This is a genomic window from Pseudomonas sp. AC016 (genome assembly GCF_979253365.1).
Genome location: NZ_CEEDCC010000001.1, coordinates 5396527 through 5412322, shown reverse-complemented (window position 1 = coordinate 5412322; position 15796 = coordinate 5396527). Strand labels below are relative to the sequence as shown.

Below are 15796 nucleotides of genomic sequence, written 5' to 3'. Positions count from 1 at the left end.
ACAGCACAGCCTCATGAAAACTCCCGACGCCAACAACGCACCCGACTCGATTCAGCGCCGTCGTGTCCTGATGGGCCTCGGCGCTGCCGGGGCCGCACTGGCCGGCAGCAGCCTGAGTGGCAACGTTCTGGCCGCAGCCCCCGCGCAAGTCACCGAAGCGCCGAACAGCGACAAGACCGAGGACCGTAACGCGTTCCACGGCCTGCATCAGACCGGCATCGTCAACCCGCGCCCCGCTGCTGGCATGTTCGTGGCGTTCGACGTGCTGGCCTCGGATCGTGAAGACCTCGAGCGCCTGTTCCGCACCCTGAACGAGCGCATCGCCTTCCTGATGACTGGCGGCCCGGTGCCGGATGTCGATCCGAAACTGCCACCGCTGGACTCCGGCATCCTCGGACCGGTTGTCACGCCCGATAACCTGACCATCACCGTGTCGGTGGGCGAATCGCTGTTCGATGAACGCTTCGGCCTGACCGACATGAAACCCCTGCGTCTGAGCCGCATGGTCGGCTTTCCCAACGATGCGCTGGAGCCCTCCAGCTGCCATGGCGACCTGAGTATCCAGTTCTGCGCCAACACCGCCGACAGCAACATCCACGCCCTGCGCGACATCGTCAAGAACCTGCCCGACCTGTTACTGGTGCGCTGGAAACAGGAAGGCACCGTGCCGCCGCAGGCACCGAAAAAACCCGATCAGCCACCTGAAAGCGCCCGCAACTTTCTGGGCTTCCGGGACGGTTCGGCCAACCCGGATTCCAATAACCAGAAGACCATGAACGAGCTGGTCTGGGTGCAACCGGACAGCGATGAACCGACCTGGGCCGCCAACGGCAGCTATCAGGTCGTGCGCATCATCCGCAATTTCGTCGAGCGCTGGGACCGGACCCCCTTGCAGGAACAGGAGTCGATCTTCGGCCGCACCAAAAGCACCGGCGCGCCCATGGACGGCAAGGTCGAAACCGACGTGCCCAACTATGCCGCCGACCCGGAAGGCAAGAAGACTCGTCTGGATTCGCACATCCGTCTGGCCAACCCCCGCACTGCAGAGACCCAGCGCAACCTGATCCTGCGTCGCCCGTTCAACTACTCCAACGGCGTGAACAAGAACGGTCAGCTGGACATGGGGTTGCTGTTCATCTGCTATCAGGCGGACCTGGAAAAAGGCTTCATCACCGTGCAGAACCGCCTCAACGGCGAGCCGCTCGAGGAATACCTCAAGCCGGTCGGTGGTGGCTATTTCTTCACCCTGCCGGGCGTGACCGACGACAAAGACTTCATCGGACGCTCCTTGCTGGCGGCCGTATCGAAAACCCAAACCGCATGACCTTCAACCTCCTCACCCGGAAGAGCACCATGAAAAAGACGCCTCTGGCTTTGCTGCTGACCCTTGGCCTGCTCCAGACTCCGCTGGCCGCCTTCGCTGCCACGGCGCCGCTGGATCTGGTCGGCCCGGTTTCGGATTACAAGATCTACGTCACCGAGAACATCGATGAACTGGTCAGCCACACACAGAAATTCACTGACGCGGTGAAGAAAGGCGACCTGGAGACTGCCAGGAAGCTGTATGCACCGACGCGTGTGTTCTACGAATCCGTCGAGCCGATTGCCGAGCTGTTCAGTGACCTGGACGCGTCCATCGACTCACGCGTCGACGATCATGAGCAAGGCGTGACGGCTGAAGACTTCACCGGTTTCCATCGTCTGGAATACGCGCTGTTCTCGCAGAACACCACGAAAGACCAAGGCCCTATCGCGGACAAGCTGATGAGCGACGTCAAGGACCTGGAAAAGCGCGTGGCCGACCTGACCTTCCCGCCTGAGAAAGTGGTCGGTGGTGCGGCAGCGCTGCTGGAAGAAGTGGCGGCAACGAAGATTTCCGGCGAAGAAGACCGTTACAGCCACACCGACCTGTATGACTTCCAGGGCAACATCGACGGTGCGAAGAAAATCGTCGACCTGTTCCGCCCGCAGATCGAACAGCAGGACAAGGCGTTCGCCGGCAAGGTCGACAAGAACTTCGCCACCGTGGAGAAGATCCTGGCCAAGTACAAGACCAAGGACGGTGGCTTTGAAACCTACGACAAGGTCAAGGAAAACGACCGCAAGGCCCTCGTCGGCCCGGTCAACACCCTGGCCGAAGACCTCTCGACTCTGCGCGGCAAACTGGGGCTGAACTGACATTCAGCTGCGGACGCAGAGTGTCCTGAGCGGCGTTACCACGAGCGTGGGAACGATCATCAGCGGCTGCCTCAACGCTGATCGTGCCCATGCTCCGCGCTCATCGTTATATACAAATCCGCCTCAACACTGATCGTGCCCATCGCTCTGCGTGGGTATGCCTCCCGTGACGCTCCGCGTCACAAATGGCACAGACAGAGGATTCAGTTAGCCGAACGCATGACGTGGATAACGCTGGAGCTTGAGCACACATCTGCGTCACATTCGAGAGCGGACGCGGAGCGTCCTGAGCGGCATTCCCACGCGGAGCGTAGGAACGATCAAACGCTTATCGCGACTTGTGTATAACGATGAGTGCTCCGCGTGGGCATGCAGCCCGGGACGCTCCGCGTCACATTTTCACGCGGACGCAGCACCTGCTCACACCGCGATAATCCTCAGATCCCGCTGAACCAGTTGTACCCCTGATCCTCCCAGTACCCGCCGGGGTTCTCGTTGCTGACGAAGATCTCGACGATGTGTTTGGGGTTCTTGAAGCCCAGCTTGGTCGGCACACGTACGCGCAACGGGTAGCCGTAATCAGGTGAAAGGGCCACGTCACCAAAGTCCAGCGCCAGCAACGTCTGCGGGTGCAGCGCAGTCGGCATGTCCAGGCTCGAGTAGTAGCGGTCGGCGCACTTGAAGCCGACAAACCGCGCAGTGGTGTCTGCGCCGATGTACTCCAGAAAAGTCTTCAGCGGCACGCCGCCCCACTGCCCTATGGCGCTCCAGCCTTCGATGCAGATCAACCGGGTGATGTCCATGCGTTGCGGCAATTTGCGCAAGGCTTCGATCGTCCACGGCTGCTTGTCACGCACCAGCCCGGACACTGCCAGACGGTAGTCGGCCAGATCAAGCTCGGGCACGTTGTATTCGGGGTAAAACGCATTGAACGGAAACGGATTGGTCAACTGCGCCTTGCTGTAGGTCGGCGCCAGTTTCTGGCCGTTGAACAGCCAGGCCTGGACCCGGTCGTTCCAGCGCGACATGGCCCACAGCGCCTTGTCGACCTGATCGCCATCCTGCAGGTTGCAGCCAGTCAGCATCGACATGGCACCCACGGTCAGACCGGCACGCAGAAAAGAACGGCGCTGGATGTCGATCAATTGCGTCTGTTGCGCAGGCTCCAGGCGGATGCGTTGGGTAATGCGTTTGCGTGGCTCGTTCATGGTTTGGCAGTTCCGTCTTCGTTCGGCTGGCGGCCGCCGGTGATCATCGGCAACAGGGTTCGCGGCACCAGCAACACCAGCGCCAGGTGGACGACGACAAACGCGCCGATGGCCGTCATGGCACCGAAGTGCACCCAGCGGGCAAAGTCATAACCGCCCAGCAGATTGGCCAGTTCCTGAAACTGCACCGGTTTCCACAGCGCCAGACCCGACACCACCACCAGCACACCCATGGCCAGCACCAGCCAGTACATCAGGCGTTGCACGGCGTTGTACTGACCCTTGATGTGCGCCAGCTTGAAACGCAAGGCGTCCACTACGTCGCGCTTCACTTCGCTGGGACGTACCGGCAGCAGGTCGCGCTTGAAGTGCCGACTGAACAGGCCATACAGCACGTAGATCAGACCGTTGATGACCAACAGCCACATCACCGCGAAATGCCAGGCAATGGAACCGCCCAGCCATCCGCCGAGGGTCAGGGATTTGGGAAAGGTGAACGGCATCAGCGGTGCCGCGTTGTAGATGGCCCAGCCGCTCATGAACATGCAGACCATGCCCACGGCGTTGACCCAGTGCGTGAGGCGCACCGGCCAGGGATGGATCGGGCGGGTTTTCATAGTGGTGTTCCTCGACATGAGGCGATGCAGAACGACAAGGCAGACAGGCGACCGAAGTCGCCTGCCATTGTGCTCGTCAAAGGCGATTACATAGGAGGCGTGAACCCGTCCTTGCCCACCGCGACGCCGCGTGCGGATTTGCCGTCATCGGCCGGGAACAGCACAACCTTGGCACCGGCTTTCAGCTCGCTGCGCTGGCCCGGTTCAACGTAGGCAATCGGCACGTCTTCCGGCACCACCAGTTGCTTCTCGCCGCCCTTGTACTGAACGGTCAGCGTGCGGCCATTGGCCTTGGACAGCGTGCCGACGGTGCCGTTGGTCATGGTGCCGGTGCTGCCGTCGGCGTTTTCCCAACCGTAATGACCTTCGCCGCTGCCCTTCAGGCTGGCTTCGAATACGGTCACTTCCAGTGCCTTCAGCGTGCCGTCGGCCTGAGGGATGGCCGCCGAGCCGACAAAGCTGTCAGCCTTGATGGTTTCCAGATCGGCCTTGGAGACCAGACGGATGCCGGTCTTGTCGGTCAGCTGGATGCTCTGATGCTGACCGGCGCGGGTGGTGAAGTTCAGCGTATCGGCCTGGAGGCTGTCGACGGTGCCGCGCATCGGCTTGACCACCGGCATGTCGGCGGCCTGAGTCATGACAGCGGCGCTGAGCAGCAACAGGCCGAACGTAGTGGACAGTGCAGTCTTCATCGGTAATTCCTTGGCAGAGGGGTCTGGACGCATCTTTACACCGCTACCGGCACCGCAGAATGACCGGGCAATGACATTTTTGTCATTCGCCGGACACCTTCCCGGCAACTGGTTAGACTTCGGCATCGGCGCGCTGAGGGCGCCTGCAGAGCGTAGCGGACATTGAGATGCATATCCTTCTGATCGAAGACGACACCAAGACCGGGGAGTACCTGAAGAAGGGCCTGGGCGAATCCGGCTATAAGGTCGACTGGACCCAGCACGGTGCCGACGGCCTGCACCTTGCGCTGGAAAACCGCTACGACCTGATCGTGCTCGACGTGATGCTGCCCGGCATTGACGGCTGGCAGATCATCGAAGTGCTGCGCGCCCGGCAGGACGTGCCGGTGCTGTTTCTGACCGCACGCGATCAGTTGCAGGACCGCATTCGCGGACTGGAACTGGGTGCCGACGACTATCTGGTCAAGCCGTTCTCGTTCACCGAACTGCTGCTGCGCATTCGCACCATCCTGCGCCGTGGCGTGGTGCGTGAGGCCGATCATTTCCACCTGGCCGACCTCGAACTGGACCTGCTGCGTCGTCGGGTCACCCGTCAGCAACAGGTGATCGTGCTGACCAACAAGGAGTTCGCCCTGCTGCACCTGTTCCTGCGCCGCGAAGGCGATGTGCTGTCGCGTACCCAGATCGCCTCCGAAGTCTGGGACATGAATTTCGACAGCGACACCAACGTGGTGGATGTCGCCATCAAACGCCTGCGCAGCAAGATTGACCTGCCCTACCCGGTCAAGCTCATCCACACCGTGCGCGGCATCGGTTACGTGTGCGAGGTGCGGCCATGCAGCGCAGACGCCAACCTTCCCTGACCCTGCGCTCGACCCTGGCGTTCGCGCTGGTGGCAATGCTCACGGTCGGCGGCGCAGGCCTGTACCTTTACCAGTCCATCGAACAGACCGTAATGCAGCGCTCCGACCATGCGGTGCTGGCGCGTCTGGATCACTTTCGCAAGCTGCTGCGCTATGACCTGACCATGGACAACCTCAAGGGCAGCCCGCAACTGTTCGAGAACATGCTCGACAGCGAGGAAGACATCTTCATCATTGGCGAGCCGGGCAAGGCGCCGGTGATCTCGGTCAACCCGCAACGCGCGCCTTTGCCGGAGCTGCCAACCGTTGCCCAGGATCAAGCCCTGCGCGTCGAAGACCTGCGCAGCGGCCTGAGCCTGCAGGGTGTGCCTCTGCGTGCGGCGGCCGTGCAAGTGATGTCCAACGGGGTCGAAGTGCGTTTGCAGGCCGCGCACCTGATGGTCAAGGAAATGGCCATGCTTGCGACCTTCCGCGAGCGTATCTACGCGGCAATGGCGCTGGCCTTTCTGGTCACGGCCCTGCTCGGCTACCTGCTGCTTCGGCGGGGTCTGCGGCCACTGCGCCGTATGGCAGCCCATGCGGCCGCCATCACGCCAGCCAGCCTGCACAGTCGACTGGACAGCCAGGACACCCCCGTCGAGTTGCAACAGTTGAGCGACGCCTTCAACGCCATGCTCGACCGGCTGGATGACGGCTATCGTCGCCTGACCCAGTTTTCCGCCGACCTGGCACACGAGATCCGCACGCCGGTGGGCTCGCTGATGGGGCATTGTCAGGTCGCACTGCGCCAGAACCGCAGCGCCGACGACTATCAGGCATTGCTGGCCTCGAACCTGGAAGAACTGGAGCGGATTTCCCGGCTGGTGGAAAGCATTCTGTTTCTGGCCCGTGCCGACGAAGCCCAGTCTGCGCTGGAGCGCAAATCGCTGGACCTGAACGAAGAACTGCACCGAGTGGCCGGTTATTTCGAAGGACTGGCCGATGAACGCAACATGACCCTGGTCCCCAGCGGCCAGGGCACCGTTCAGGCCGACCCGATTCTGCTGCGCCGTGCGTTGAGCAATCTGGTCGCCAATGCCATCCGCTATGCCGACGAGAACAGCGAGGTCCTGATGCGCGTTGCTGCGCTGGACGGGGAATGGAAAATCGATGTGGAAAATCAGGGGCCGCAATTGCCGCAAGCCAGTCTGTCGCGCCTGTTCGACCGCTTCTACCGTGGCGATGCCTCACGCCATCAACGCTCGGACTCCAACGGCCTGGGGCTGGCCATTGTGGCCGCAATCATGCACCTGCATGGCGGGCGGGTCGAGGTCGCGCAACCCGCCGCCGGGCGTATCTGTTTCAGCCTGATATTCCCGGCAACGTGACTGGACCCACAGGCTGGATCATTTCTTCTCGTGAGCGATGGCCAGCTTGTAGAACGTCGCCGAACCCCCTTCGGTGGTGTAGCCGGTATTGTCCTGGGTGTAGACCCCGGCCTTGAAGTAGAAAAGCTTGGTGCTCCACGCTGAATCAAGCTTGGCCACCCAGACGGCATCATAGGCGTTGACCGTCAGATCACCTGAAGGCGACAGGTTGATCGCATAATTGAAACGCTGATTGAGCGGCACACCCTGGGCAATGATGATGACCTCGATTTCCGAATCCGGGGTCCGGCGAAACTTGGCGACGATGTTGCCGGTCTGCAATTTCTCCTTGTACTGGTACTCCACCTTCAGCAATGGCTCGGTGCTCTGGTAGCAGTGAATCTGACCAATCACGATCTTGCCGCTGGACGGCACCTGGTCCACTTCCAGCGTGGCACGCAGAAAATTGTCGGCACTGGAGTAGTTCCAGTTGAACGCCCTGCCGTCGGCCGTCGTTTCACGCAACTCGGAACGGGGGTACTTGGCGTTCTCGGTGGTGGAACCGGTCACGGGCGCCCAGAAGAACAGCGTATCGCCGGAGCGAAAATAACCGTCCTGATAGCCCTTCATCAATTTCGGGGTTTCGATGATGGTCGCAGGAGTCCCGACAGGGACGGACAGATTCCAAGTGGCAAGGTCGATCATGGCGTTGCTCGCAAGGTGCGCGTCGCGCATCAGCAGAAGGGCTCTGGAACGGGCGCCCTGGCCCGTTCGGTTCATCCAGACTATCGGCTGAATCGTTTATTTTTTAAACAGGCTCGACAAAGCATTGGCGCCAAAAAAAAGTCATTCAGGGGTCAAAGCCACTATTTTGATGTCAATTTCCGAAAGAAAGCCATTTGCCAGCTCTGACCTGAACGCATCGGTCTGGGCGGACCTTGTCATTTCGGCATGGCGTCATTTTTTTGAAAGAAGACCCCGAAAATTGATGGCTTGAACCTCCATTTACCGACGAACGGTATCGATTATTTTCGATAACAAGGAACTTTTCCTGGTTTTGGCTTACTACGCACGACCGTTTATCGAGGTATTGCGGTCGACATCACATCCCCGATTCCTCCGTTATCTGAAAAACACCGTTGAGCGATCCGAGGTTGACTGAAACAAGTTGTTACGGGATATTAGTTAGCAAGCTACTAATATCCTCGCTAACAATATCGCTCCTAACTAAATTTCAGGTTGTTTTCCATGTCTGTCGATGCGCTTCACAGGGCGATCAGCAGCGGTCTGGTTGCGGCATCACGCCACTGGCGACGCAACTGCCAGACCACGCTGGTCACCTACGGTATTTCCGAAGCCTGCGCGGGGCCGTTGCTGGCCATTGCGCGGCTGGGAGACGGCGTGCATCAGGTCAAAGTGGCGCACGCCGCCGGAATGGAGAGCCCGACCCTGGTCCGCCTGCTGGATCAGTTGTGCAAGGCCGGTATCGTCTGTCGCACCGAAGACCCCAACGACCGTCGCGCCAAGGCCTTGAGCCTGACCGACAAGGGCCGTGAGCTGGCCGGTTCGATTGAAACCGAGCTGACGCGTTTGCGTGCCGACGTACTGAAAAATCTCGACCTTGAAGACCTTGACGCTGCGTTGCGTGTGTTCCAGGCGTTTTCCGAAGCGGCAGGCGCTGATCACGGGGCACAGCCATGAAGGGCTTCTTCTCAAGTGTGCCGCCGGCACGCGACTGGTTCTATGGCGTGCGCACCTTCGGCGCCTCGATGCTGGCGCTCTACATTGCGTTGCTGATGGAAATGCCACGCCCATACTGGGCCATGGCCACCGTCTACATCGTGTCCAGCCCGTTCGTGGGCCCGACCAGCTCCAAGGCGCTGTACCGCGCTGCCGGTACGCTGGCAGGTGCTGCGGCGTCGGTGCTGCTGGTGCCGATGTTCGTGCAGACTCCTTTTCTGCTGGCGGTGGTGGTCGGGCTATGGACCGGCACGCTGCTGTTTCTGTCGCTGCACCTGCGCACCGCCAACAGCTACGCGCTGATGCTGGCGGGCTACACCATGCCGTTGATCTCGTTACCCGTGGTGGACAACCCGCAAGCGGTGTTCGAGATCGCGGTGTCGCGTACCGAAGAGATCTTTCTGGGCATCATCTGCGCCGCCGTGGTTGGTGCCATGTTCTGGCCCAGACGCCTGGCTCCGGTGTTTCAGGCCACCACCGAAAAGTGGTTCAGCGATGCGGCGAGCTACAGCGAACGTTTCCTGAGCCGCACCTGCGAGCCTGAAGAAATCGGCACCCTGCGCAACTCGATGGTCGGCAGCTTCAACTCGCTGGAGATGATGATCGGCCAGTTGAGCCACGAAGGTGCCCGCAAACAGACTGTGCGCAATGCCCACGAATTGCGCGGCCGCATGATTCATCTGCTGCCGGTTATCGACGCGCTCGACGACGCGCTGTGGGCGCTGGAACGGCGCACGCCGGAACTGCTCGCCAGCCTGTCGCCCCTGCTGCTGGAAACCCGCAACTGGCTGGAAAACACCGCCAACGGTCCGCAACAGGAACAGTGGCAGCAGTTGCATCGATCCATGGAGCGACTGCAACCGGACTCCGCGCAACTGGACGACCGTGATCAACTGCTGCTGTCCAACGTGCTGTTCAGGCTGGGCGAATGGATTGACCTGTGGCAGGACTGCCGCACCTTGCAATACGCGATCAAGACCGACGATCAGTCGCAATGGCGTGCGGTCTATCGCCACTGGCGTCTGGGTCGGCTGACACCCTTTCTGGATCGTGGCCTGATGCTTTATTCAGTGGCCTCGACGGTGCTGGCGATCATCGTCGCGTCGGTGCTGTGGATTCTGCTGGGCTGGAAGGATGGCGCGAGTGCCGTGGCGCTGGCCGCCGTGTCGTGCAGCTTCTTTGCCGCCATGGACGACCCTGCGCCGCAGATCTATCGGTTCTTTTTCTGGACCATGCTGTCGGTGGTGTTCGCCAGCCTGTACCTGTTCGTGGTCCTGCCCAACCTGCATGACTTTCCGATGCTGGTGCTGGCGTTTTCGGTGCCCTTCATCTGCGTCGGTACGCTGACCGTACAGCCACGCTTCTTTCTGGGCACGCTGCTGACCATCGTCAACACCTCTTCATTCATCAGCATCCAGAGCGCCTACGATGCGGACTTCCTGAACTTCCTCAACTCCAATCTGGCCGGGCCGGCGGGTCTGCTGTTTGCGTTTATCTGGACCCTGGTGTTCCGTCCGTTCGGTGTGGACCTCGCGGTCAAGCGCCTGACCCGCTTCAGCTGGCGCGACGTCGCCAGCCTCAGCGAAGACTCGACCCTGGCCGAGCACCGGCGCATGGGCGTGCAAATGCTCGATCGTGTGATGCAGCAACTGCCGCGCCTGACCCTGACCGCGCAGGACACCGGCATCGCCCTGCGTGAACTGCGCGTCGCGCTGAACATGCTCGACCTGCTCGCCTACACCCGCCGTGCGACACCGCAGGCACAGGTGCTGCTGCGCCAGGTCATCGACGAAGTCAGCGGCTATTTCCGGCACTGCACCAAGGCCGGTGAGCGTCTGCCTGCACCACGGGGCCTGTTGATACTCATGGACCGCGCACGCCGTTCGCTGACCGATCAGGACATGGGCGACAACCCGGCCCGCGTCCACCTGCTGCACGCGCTCAGCGGTCTGCGTCTGGCCCTGCTGCCGGGTGTGGAGATCGTCACCGTGGCCGACGAGCTGACCGAACAACTGCCGCATAACATCGATGGAGCGCCTTTATGATCGGCGATCTGGACATCAGCGGGATCTTCATCCCCACTTTTCTGGCCATGATGGGCATCGCCTATCTGCTGTTTCTCGGCGTGCATGCCTTACTGTCGCGCGCCCACTTCTACCGTCTGGTCTGGCACCGGGCTTTGTTCAACGTAGGTCTATACGCTTTGTTGCTCGGCGCCGTGGATACTCTCAGTCGATACCTGATGACATGAAAAAACCGATACTGACTCTGGGCCGCGTGGTCCTGACCCTGCTGGTGGTGACTCTGGCTGCCGTCGTCGTCTGGCGCATGGTGATGTACTACATGTACGCACCCTGGACCCGCGACGGCCACATTCGTGCTGACATCGTGCAAATCGCTCCGGACGTGTCCGGGCTGATCCAGAAGGTCGAGGTCACGGACAACCAGCCGGTGCACAAAGGCCAGGTGCTGTTCACTATCGACCAGGACCGCTTCCGCCTGGCCTTGCGTCAGGCCCAGGCCACCGTGGCCGAACGCCAGGAAACCTGGGAACAGGCGCGCCGCGAGAACAAACGCAACCGTGGTCTCGGCAATCTGGTGGCACGCGAGCAACTGGAAGAAAGCCAGTCCCGCGAAGCCCGTGCATTGTCAGCACTGGGCGAAGCACGCGTGGCGGTCGACGCCGCGCAGCTGAACCTGGACCGCTCGGTGATCAAGAGCCCGGTGGACGGCTACCTCAACGACCGCGCACCTCGCGAACACGAGTTCGTCAGCGCCGGCCGCCCGGTGCTGTCGGTGGTCGATGCTGCGTCATTCCACATCGACGGCTATTTCGAAGAAACCAAACTGGACGGCATTCATGTCGGTCAGGGCGTGGATATTCGGGTCATCGGCGACAACGCGCGGCTGACCGGGCACGTGGTCAGCATCGTCGCGGGCATCGAAGACCGCGACCGCACCAGCGGCTCGAACCTGCTGCCCAACGTCAACCCGGCGTTCAGTTGGGTGCGGTTGGCCCAGCGTATTCCGGTGCGGATTGCCTTTGACGATGTGCCCAGGGATTTCCGCATGATCGCCGGGCGGACGGCGACCGTGTCGATCATCGAAGACACTCCGGAGGCCACACGATGAAACGGGCTCCTCGCCTGATGGTGCTGGGTTTCAGCGCCCTGCTGTCGGCCTGCAAGATGGTCGGGCCAGACTATGAGTTGCCGAAAGACAGCGCGATCAACCGCCCGGACCTGCAGGGCGAACTGGCGGGCCAGTCGGTGAACAGCGTGTCGGCACCGGTGCCTGCGCACTGGTGGCGGCTGTATCAGGACCCGAAACTGGATGAGCTGGTGCGTCAGGCCATGGCGTCGAACACCGACCTGCGCATTGCCGCCGCCAACCTGCAGCGCTCGCGCTATCAGGGTGCCGAAGCTGACGCCGCAGGGGGCTTTACCAACAGCGCCAGGATCGGCGCACAGCGTTTGCAGGAGTCGGGGGAAGCCTTTCTGCTACCCGACAAAGTGCCGGTGGCCAACGTCGGCGATATCGGCCTGACCACGTCCTATCAGTTCGACCTGTTCGGCACTCTGCAGCGTGGCATCGAAGCCGCGCAGGCCAACATCGATGCCACTCAGGCGGCGGCAGACACCGCCCGCATCACCGTGGTCGCCGACGTGGTACGCGCCTACACGCAAGTGTGCGCCGCCAATGAAGAGCACGACATCGCCCGCGAGTCGCTGGACCTGCAACAGCAGAGCGTGAAGCTGAATCAGCGCCTGCGCGATGCCGGGCGTGGCGATGAAACCCAGGTCACCCGCTCCCAGACCCAGTTCAAGTCCCTGCGCGCCGAACTGCCGCGCTACGAAGCGCAGCGTCAGGCGGCGCTGTTCCGTCTGTCGATGCTGCTGGCCCGGCCTGTCGAGCAGTTGCCTGCGGGCGTCAGCACCTGCAATGAGTTACCGCACATCGCACAGGTCATGCCGGTAGGCGATGGCGCCGCGCTGCTCAAGCGCCGCCCGGATATTCGTCAGGCGGAACGGCATCTGGCGATGTCCACCGCACAGATCGGCGTTGCGACCGGCGAGCTGTACCCGGACATCAGCATCGGCGCGAATATCGGCACCGTGGGCATGATCGAGAACCTGGGCAAACCGGCGGCCAATCGCTGGGGCTTCGGGCCGCTGCTGAGCTGGACCATCCCGTCCAACGGCTCACGCGCCCGCATCCATCAGGCTGAAGCCTCGGCACAAGCGTCATTGGCCCGCTTTGACGGCGTGGTGCTCAACGCCATCCGCGAAACCCAGACCGGCCTGGCCCAGTACACCGCCCTGCTCGACCGTCGCGACGCCCTGAAAGACGCCGAGCAATCGGCCAGGGAAGCCGCCGACCAGACCCACCGCTTCTACCAGGCCGGCCGCGCTTCATTCCTCGCCGACCTGCAGGCCACCCGCACCTACACCGACGTCCGCGCCCAACTGGCCGAAGCCAACACCCAGGTCGCCATGGGCCAGATCAACCTGTTCCTGGCGCTGGGCGGGGGTTGGGAGAAGGATCAAGTGGCGGGCAAATAACCCGTGAGTGTGCTCGAGGCCACCGATCGTTCCCACGCTCCAGCGTGGTAACGCCTCTCGGGACGCTCCGCGTCCGGTCCAGAGTGCGACGCAAATCAGTCATCTGACACCACAGCTTGCACTCCAACCCCCAATGCTCCTAGGCTCACCCGATCTTCAGACTCGGAATGCACCATGGACGCCTCTCTCAGCCGCCGCGAGCGGCTGCATATCGTTATTTTCGAGGCTGACACGCCTGCCGGGCGGCGCTTCGACAAGGTCTTGCTGGTCCTCATCCTGCTCAGTCTGCTGGTCACGATCATCGACAGCATCGAGAGCATTCACCGCGATTACTCGCAGGTGTTTGCCTGGGTGGAATGGGGCTTCACCGCGATTTTTGCCGTTGAGTACATTCTGCGTTTGTATTGCTCGCCGCGACCGCTCAAGTACGCGTTCAGCTTCTACGGGCTGGTCGACCTGCTGGCCATCGTGCCGGGCGTGCTGGCGATCTATTACAGCGATGCACAGTACCTGCTGATCGTGCGGATCGTGCGCATGCTGCGAATCTTCAGGGTCTTGAAGCTCGGTACGTACCTGCGTCAGGCCAACTACCTGCTGGCGGCGTTGCGCGGCAGCAAACAGAAGATCATCGTGTTTCTGGTGACCGTTTCGACGCTGGTCACAGTATTCGGCACCCTGATGTATGTGATCGAAGGCCCGGAACACGGCTTTACCAGCATTCCCAAGGGCATCTACTGGGCTATCGTCACCCTGACGACCGTAGGCTTCGGCGATATCGTGCCCAAGACGCCGGTCGGTCAGATGCTCTCTTCGCTGGTGATGATCACCGGTTACTCGATCATCGCTGTGCCCACCGGTATATTCACCGCCGAACTGGCCAATGCCATGCGCGGCGAGCAACTCAAGCATGACTGCCCGGTGTGTGCGAAGAAATTCCACGAGCATGGCGCCGCATTCTGCTCACGGTGCGGCAATCAGCTGTTCCCCAGGGAAGTAAATCAGGCATAAGCACAGACGTTTTTGGTATTTAGGCTCAGCGATGCGCGACTGCTAGTGTCGAGGCATTAAGCCATCAGACAACAATGATCCACCCTCAAAGGAATTTGCAGTGAACAGACTTTTCGCCGCTTCGCTACTGGCTGCAGGCCTGGCCCTTTCCAGCGCCGCCCAGGCTGCACCGACGCTGCTCAACGTCTCCTATGACGTGATGCGCGACTTCTACAAGGACTACAACAGCGCCTTCCAGAAGCACTGGAAAGCCGAGAAAAACGAAGACGTGACGGTGCAGATGTCCTTCGGCGGATCGAGCAAGCAGGCGCGTTCGGTCATCGACGGCCTGCCGGCTGACGTGATTACCATGAACATGGCCACCGACATCAATGCCCTGGCTGACAACGGTGAGCTGGTGCCCAAGGACTGGGTCAGCCGTCTGCCGAACAACAGCGCACCCTTCACTTCCGCCACGGTGTTCATCGTGCGCAAGGGCAACCCGAAAGCGCTGAAAGACTGGCCGGACCTGATCAAGGACGGCGTGGAAGTCATCGTGCCCAACCCCAAGACCTCGGGTAACGGCCGTTACACCTACCTGTCGGCGTGGGGTTACACCCTGAAAAACGGTGGCGATGAAGCAGCTGCAAAAGACTTTGTCGGCAAGCTGTTCAAGCATGTGCCGGTACTCGACACCGGTGGCCGTGGCGCAACGACGACCTTCATGACCAATCAGATCGGCGATGTACTGGTGACCTTTGAAAACGAGGCCGAGATGATCGCCCGCGAGTTCGGCCGTGATCAATTCGAAGTGGTCTACCCGTCCGTATCGGCAGAAGCCGAGCCGCCGGTGAGCGTGGTGGACAAGGTCGTGGACCGCAAGAAGTCGCGCGTTCTGGCCGAAGAATACCTGAAGTACCTCTGGTCGCCAGAAGGCCAGGAAATCGCCGCCAACAACTACCTGCGTCCGCGGGACCCGGCGATTCTGGCCAAGTACAAGGACCGCTTCCCGAAGGTCGATTTCCTGTCGGTGGAGAAAACCTTCGGTGACTGGCGCACCGTGCAGAAGACCCACTTCATCGACGGCGGCGTGTTCGACCAGATCTATTCGGGCAAATAACCCGTCCCATGCGAAACAAAACGGCGACCCTCAGGGTCGCCGTTTTCATTTGCGGAACTCAGTTGCTGAACTGACGCCCCAGACCTGCCGGCACGCCGCTGGCATCGGTCGGCTGCCACGGGCCGTTCGGACTGGTCGCCCAGCTCCAGCCGTTGTTCCACTGGTAATAGGTACGCTGGCGATAGAACGTGTTGCTCTGGTCATCCATCACATACACGCCCATGCGCGCATCCCAATGGCTGTTGCCACCCGGCGGTGGCGCGAAGCTGGCAGAGGTTTTCGGGCCACTGGACGGTGCCTTGACGGGTGGCTTGTTCGGTGTCGGCGTGGGACGCGGAGCGCCGGGCTGCTGGCCACCGGGCAATGACTGAATCGGTTCCTGACTCGTCGGGGCCGGTGGCTGAACCGCACAGGCGCTCAAGCCCAGGGCCAGACCCAACAAGGTGATACGTGCAGTGCGGTACATAAGCGGGCTCTCTTCTT

Annotated in this window: 16 protein-coding genes; 11 read left to right on the top strand and 5 right to left on the bottom strand. The window is 61.4% G+C overall.

Annotated features, from left to right (window positions below; translation table 11 throughout):
• Positions 1–13: 13 nt before the first annotated feature.
• Both efeB and efeO read left to right on the top strand, forming a co-directional pair.
• Positions 14–1324, top strand: coding sequence for an iron uptake transporter deferrochelatase/peroxidase subunit (gene efeB / locus AC0IXS_RS24345; RefSeq protein ID WP_057410212.1), 1311 nt, complete (start codon positions 14–16; stop codon positions 1322–1324).
• A 29-nt stretch (positions 1325–1353) separates the two neighbouring features.
• A complete protein-coding gene (efeO, locus tag AC0IXS_RS24340; RefSeq protein ID WP_057410211.1) occupies positions 1354–2178 on the top strand; it encodes an iron uptake system protein EfeO in 825 nt (274 codons plus the stop codon).
• Positions 2179–2615: 437 nt separating this feature from the next.
• On the opposite strand, the gene AC0IXS_RS24335 is transcribed toward efeO, so the two are convergent.
• The 3 genes from AC0IXS_RS24335 to AC0IXS_RS24325 form a co-directional block, all read right to left on the bottom strand.
• Positions 2616–3386: a molybdopterin-dependent oxidoreductase gene (locus AC0IXS_RS24335; RefSeq protein WP_191958095.1), complete on the bottom strand. Its 771-nt coding sequence runs from the start codon at positions 3384–3386 to the stop codon at positions 2616–2618.
• Positions 3383–4003 carry a cytochrome b/b6 domain-containing protein gene (locus AC0IXS_RS24330; RefSeq protein WP_004883843.1) on the bottom strand — a complete coding sequence of 207 codons (621 nt, stop codon included), beginning with the start codon at positions 4001–4003 and terminating at the stop codon, positions 3383–3385. Before AC0IXS_RS24330 ends, AC0IXS_RS24335 begins: the two co-directional genes overlap by 4 nt.
• Before the next feature lie 86 nt (positions 4004–4089).
• Positions 4090–4695, bottom strand: coding sequence for a hypothetical protein (locus AC0IXS_RS24325; RefSeq protein WP_088235590.1), 606 nt, complete (start codon positions 4693–4695; stop codon positions 4090–4092).
• 167 nt (positions 4696–4862) lie between these two features.
• On the opposite strand from AC0IXS_RS24325, the gene AC0IXS_RS24320 reads away from it, so the two are divergent.
• Both AC0IXS_RS24320 and AC0IXS_RS24315 read left to right on the top strand, forming a co-directional pair.
• The gene (locus tag AC0IXS_RS24320) at positions 4863–5558 is read left to right on the top strand and encodes a heavy metal response regulator transcription factor (RefSeq protein WP_004883845.1); all 696 of its coding nucleotides are present in this window, start codon (positions 4863–4865) and stop codon (positions 5556–5558) included.
• A complete protein-coding gene (locus AC0IXS_RS24315; RefSeq protein WP_122689527.1) occupies positions 5531–6925 on the top strand; it encodes a heavy metal sensor histidine kinase in 1395 nt (464 codons plus the stop codon). Before AC0IXS_RS24320 ends, AC0IXS_RS24315 begins: the two co-directional genes overlap by 28 nt.
• 18 nt (positions 6926–6943) lie before the next feature.
• Here AC0IXS_RS24315 and AC0IXS_RS24310 read toward each other — a convergent pair whose 3' ends face one another.
• Entirely contained in the window at positions 6944–7609 is a 666-nt protein-coding gene (locus tag AC0IXS_RS24310) for a polysaccharide lyase family 7 protein (RefSeq protein ID WP_122409210.1), read from the bottom strand.
• Between the two features lie 543 nt (positions 7610–8152).
• On the opposite strand from AC0IXS_RS24310, the gene AC0IXS_RS24305 reads away from it, so the two are divergent.
• From AC0IXS_RS24305 to AC0IXS_RS24275, 7 genes are all read left to right on the top strand, one after another.
• Positions 8153–8605 (top strand): MarR family winged helix-turn-helix transcriptional regulator, encoded by a 453-nt coding sequence (locus AC0IXS_RS24305; protein ID WP_471825902.1) that lies wholly within the window; start codon positions 8153–8155, stop codon positions 8603–8605.
• A complete protein-coding gene (locus AC0IXS_RS24300; RefSeq protein ID WP_471825900.1) occupies positions 8602–10689 on the top strand; it encodes an FUSC family protein in 2088 nt (695 codons plus the stop codon). The genes AC0IXS_RS24305 and AC0IXS_RS24300 overlap by 4 nt, the downstream gene beginning before the upstream one ends.
• Positions 10686–10895 (top strand): DUF1656 domain-containing protein, encoded by a 210-nt coding sequence (locus tag AC0IXS_RS24295; protein ID WP_005738672.1) that lies wholly within the window; start codon positions 10686–10688, stop codon positions 10893–10895. Before AC0IXS_RS24300 ends, AC0IXS_RS24295 begins: the two co-directional genes overlap by 4 nt.
• Complete coding sequence (locus tag AC0IXS_RS24290; RefSeq protein ID WP_057408390.1) at positions 10892–11776, top strand: efflux RND transporter periplasmic adaptor subunit; 885 nt, start codon at positions 10892–10894, stop codon at positions 11774–11776. The genes AC0IXS_RS24295 and AC0IXS_RS24290 overlap by 4 nt, the downstream gene beginning before the upstream one ends.
• The gene (locus AC0IXS_RS24285; protein ID WP_057408391.1) at positions 11773–13206 is read left to right on the top strand and encodes an efflux transporter outer membrane subunit; all 1434 of its coding nucleotides are present in this window, start codon (positions 11773–11775) and stop codon (positions 13204–13206) included. Before AC0IXS_RS24290 ends, AC0IXS_RS24285 begins: the two co-directional genes overlap by 4 nt.
• 174 nt (positions 13207–13380) lie before the next feature.
• Positions 13381–14214, top strand: coding sequence for an ion transporter (locus AC0IXS_RS24280; protein WP_057408392.1), 834 nt, complete (start codon positions 13381–13383; stop codon positions 14212–14214).
• Between the two features lie 100 nt (positions 14215–14314).
• The gene (locus tag AC0IXS_RS24275) at positions 14315–15313 is read left to right on the top strand and encodes a sulfate ABC transporter substrate-binding protein (protein ID WP_004888155.1); all 999 of its coding nucleotides are present in this window, start codon (positions 14315–14317) and stop codon (positions 15311–15313) included.
• Between the two features lie 58 nt (positions 15314–15371).
• On the opposite strand, the gene AC0IXS_RS24270 is transcribed toward AC0IXS_RS24275, so the two are convergent.
• A complete protein-coding gene (locus AC0IXS_RS24270; RefSeq protein WP_043304595.1) occupies positions 15372–15779 on the bottom strand; it encodes a hypothetical protein in 408 nt (135 codons plus the stop codon).
• Positions 15780–15796: the final 17 nt, after the last annotated feature.

Excerpts from the sequence above, each read along its gene's own strand:
- AC0IXS_RS24295 (WP_005738672.1), top strand. The coding sequence starts at position 10,686 with ATGATCGGCGATCTGGACATCAGCGGGATCTTCATCCCCACTTTTCTG.
- AC0IXS_RS24280 (WP_057408392.1), top strand. The coding sequence starts at position 13,381 with ATGGACGCCTCTCTCAGCCGCCGCGAGCGGCTGCATATCGTTATTTTC.
- AC0IXS_RS24310 (WP_122409210.1), bottom strand. The coding sequence starts at position 7,609 with ATGATCGACCTTGCCACTTGGAATCTGTCCGTCCCTGTCGGGACTCCT.
- AC0IXS_RS24305 (WP_471825902.1), top strand. The coding sequence starts at position 8,153 with ATGTCTGTCGATGCGCTTCACAGGGCGATCAGCAGCGGTCTGGTTGCG.
- AC0IXS_RS24320 (WP_004883845.1), top strand. The coding sequence starts at position 4,863 with ATGCATATCCTTCTGATCGAAGACGACACCAAGACCGGGGAGTACCTG.
- AC0IXS_RS24330 (WP_004883843.1), bottom strand. The coding sequence starts at position 4,003 with ATGAAAACCCGCCCGATCCATCCCTGGCCGGTGCGCCTCACGCACTGG.
- efeB (WP_057410212.1), top strand. The coding sequence starts at position 14 with ATGAAAACTCCCGACGCCAACAACGCACCCGACTCGATTCAGCGCCGT.
- AC0IXS_RS24315 (WP_122689527.1), top strand. The coding sequence starts at position 5,531 with ATGCAGCGCAGACGCCAACCTTCCCTGACCCTGCGCTCGACCCTGGCG.
- AC0IXS_RS24335 (WP_191958095.1), bottom strand. The coding sequence starts at position 3,386 with ATGAACGAGCCACGCAAACGCATTACCCAACGCATCCGCCTGGAGCCT.
- AC0IXS_RS24300 (WP_471825900.1), top strand. The coding sequence starts at position 8,602 with ATGAAGGGCTTCTTCTCAAGTGTGCCGCCGGCACGCGACTGGTTCTAT.
- AC0IXS_RS24290 (WP_057408390.1), top strand. The coding sequence starts at position 10,892 with ATGAAAAAACCGATACTGACTCTGGGCCGCGTGGTCCTGACCCTGCTG.
- AC0IXS_RS24285 (WP_057408391.1), top strand. The coding sequence starts at position 11,773 with ATGAAACGGGCTCCTCGCCTGATGGTGCTGGGTTTCAGCGCCCTGCTG.
- efeO (WP_057410211.1), top strand. The coding sequence starts at position 1,354 with ATGAAAAAGACGCCTCTGGCTTTGCTGCTGACCCTTGGCCTGCTCCAG.
- AC0IXS_RS24270 (WP_043304595.1), bottom strand. The coding sequence starts at position 15,779 with ATGTACCGCACTGCACGTATCACCTTGTTGGGTCTGGCCCTGGGCTTG.
- AC0IXS_RS24325 (WP_088235590.1), bottom strand. The coding sequence starts at position 4,695 with ATGAAGACTGCACTGTCCACTACGTTCGGCCTGTTGCTGCTCAGCGCC.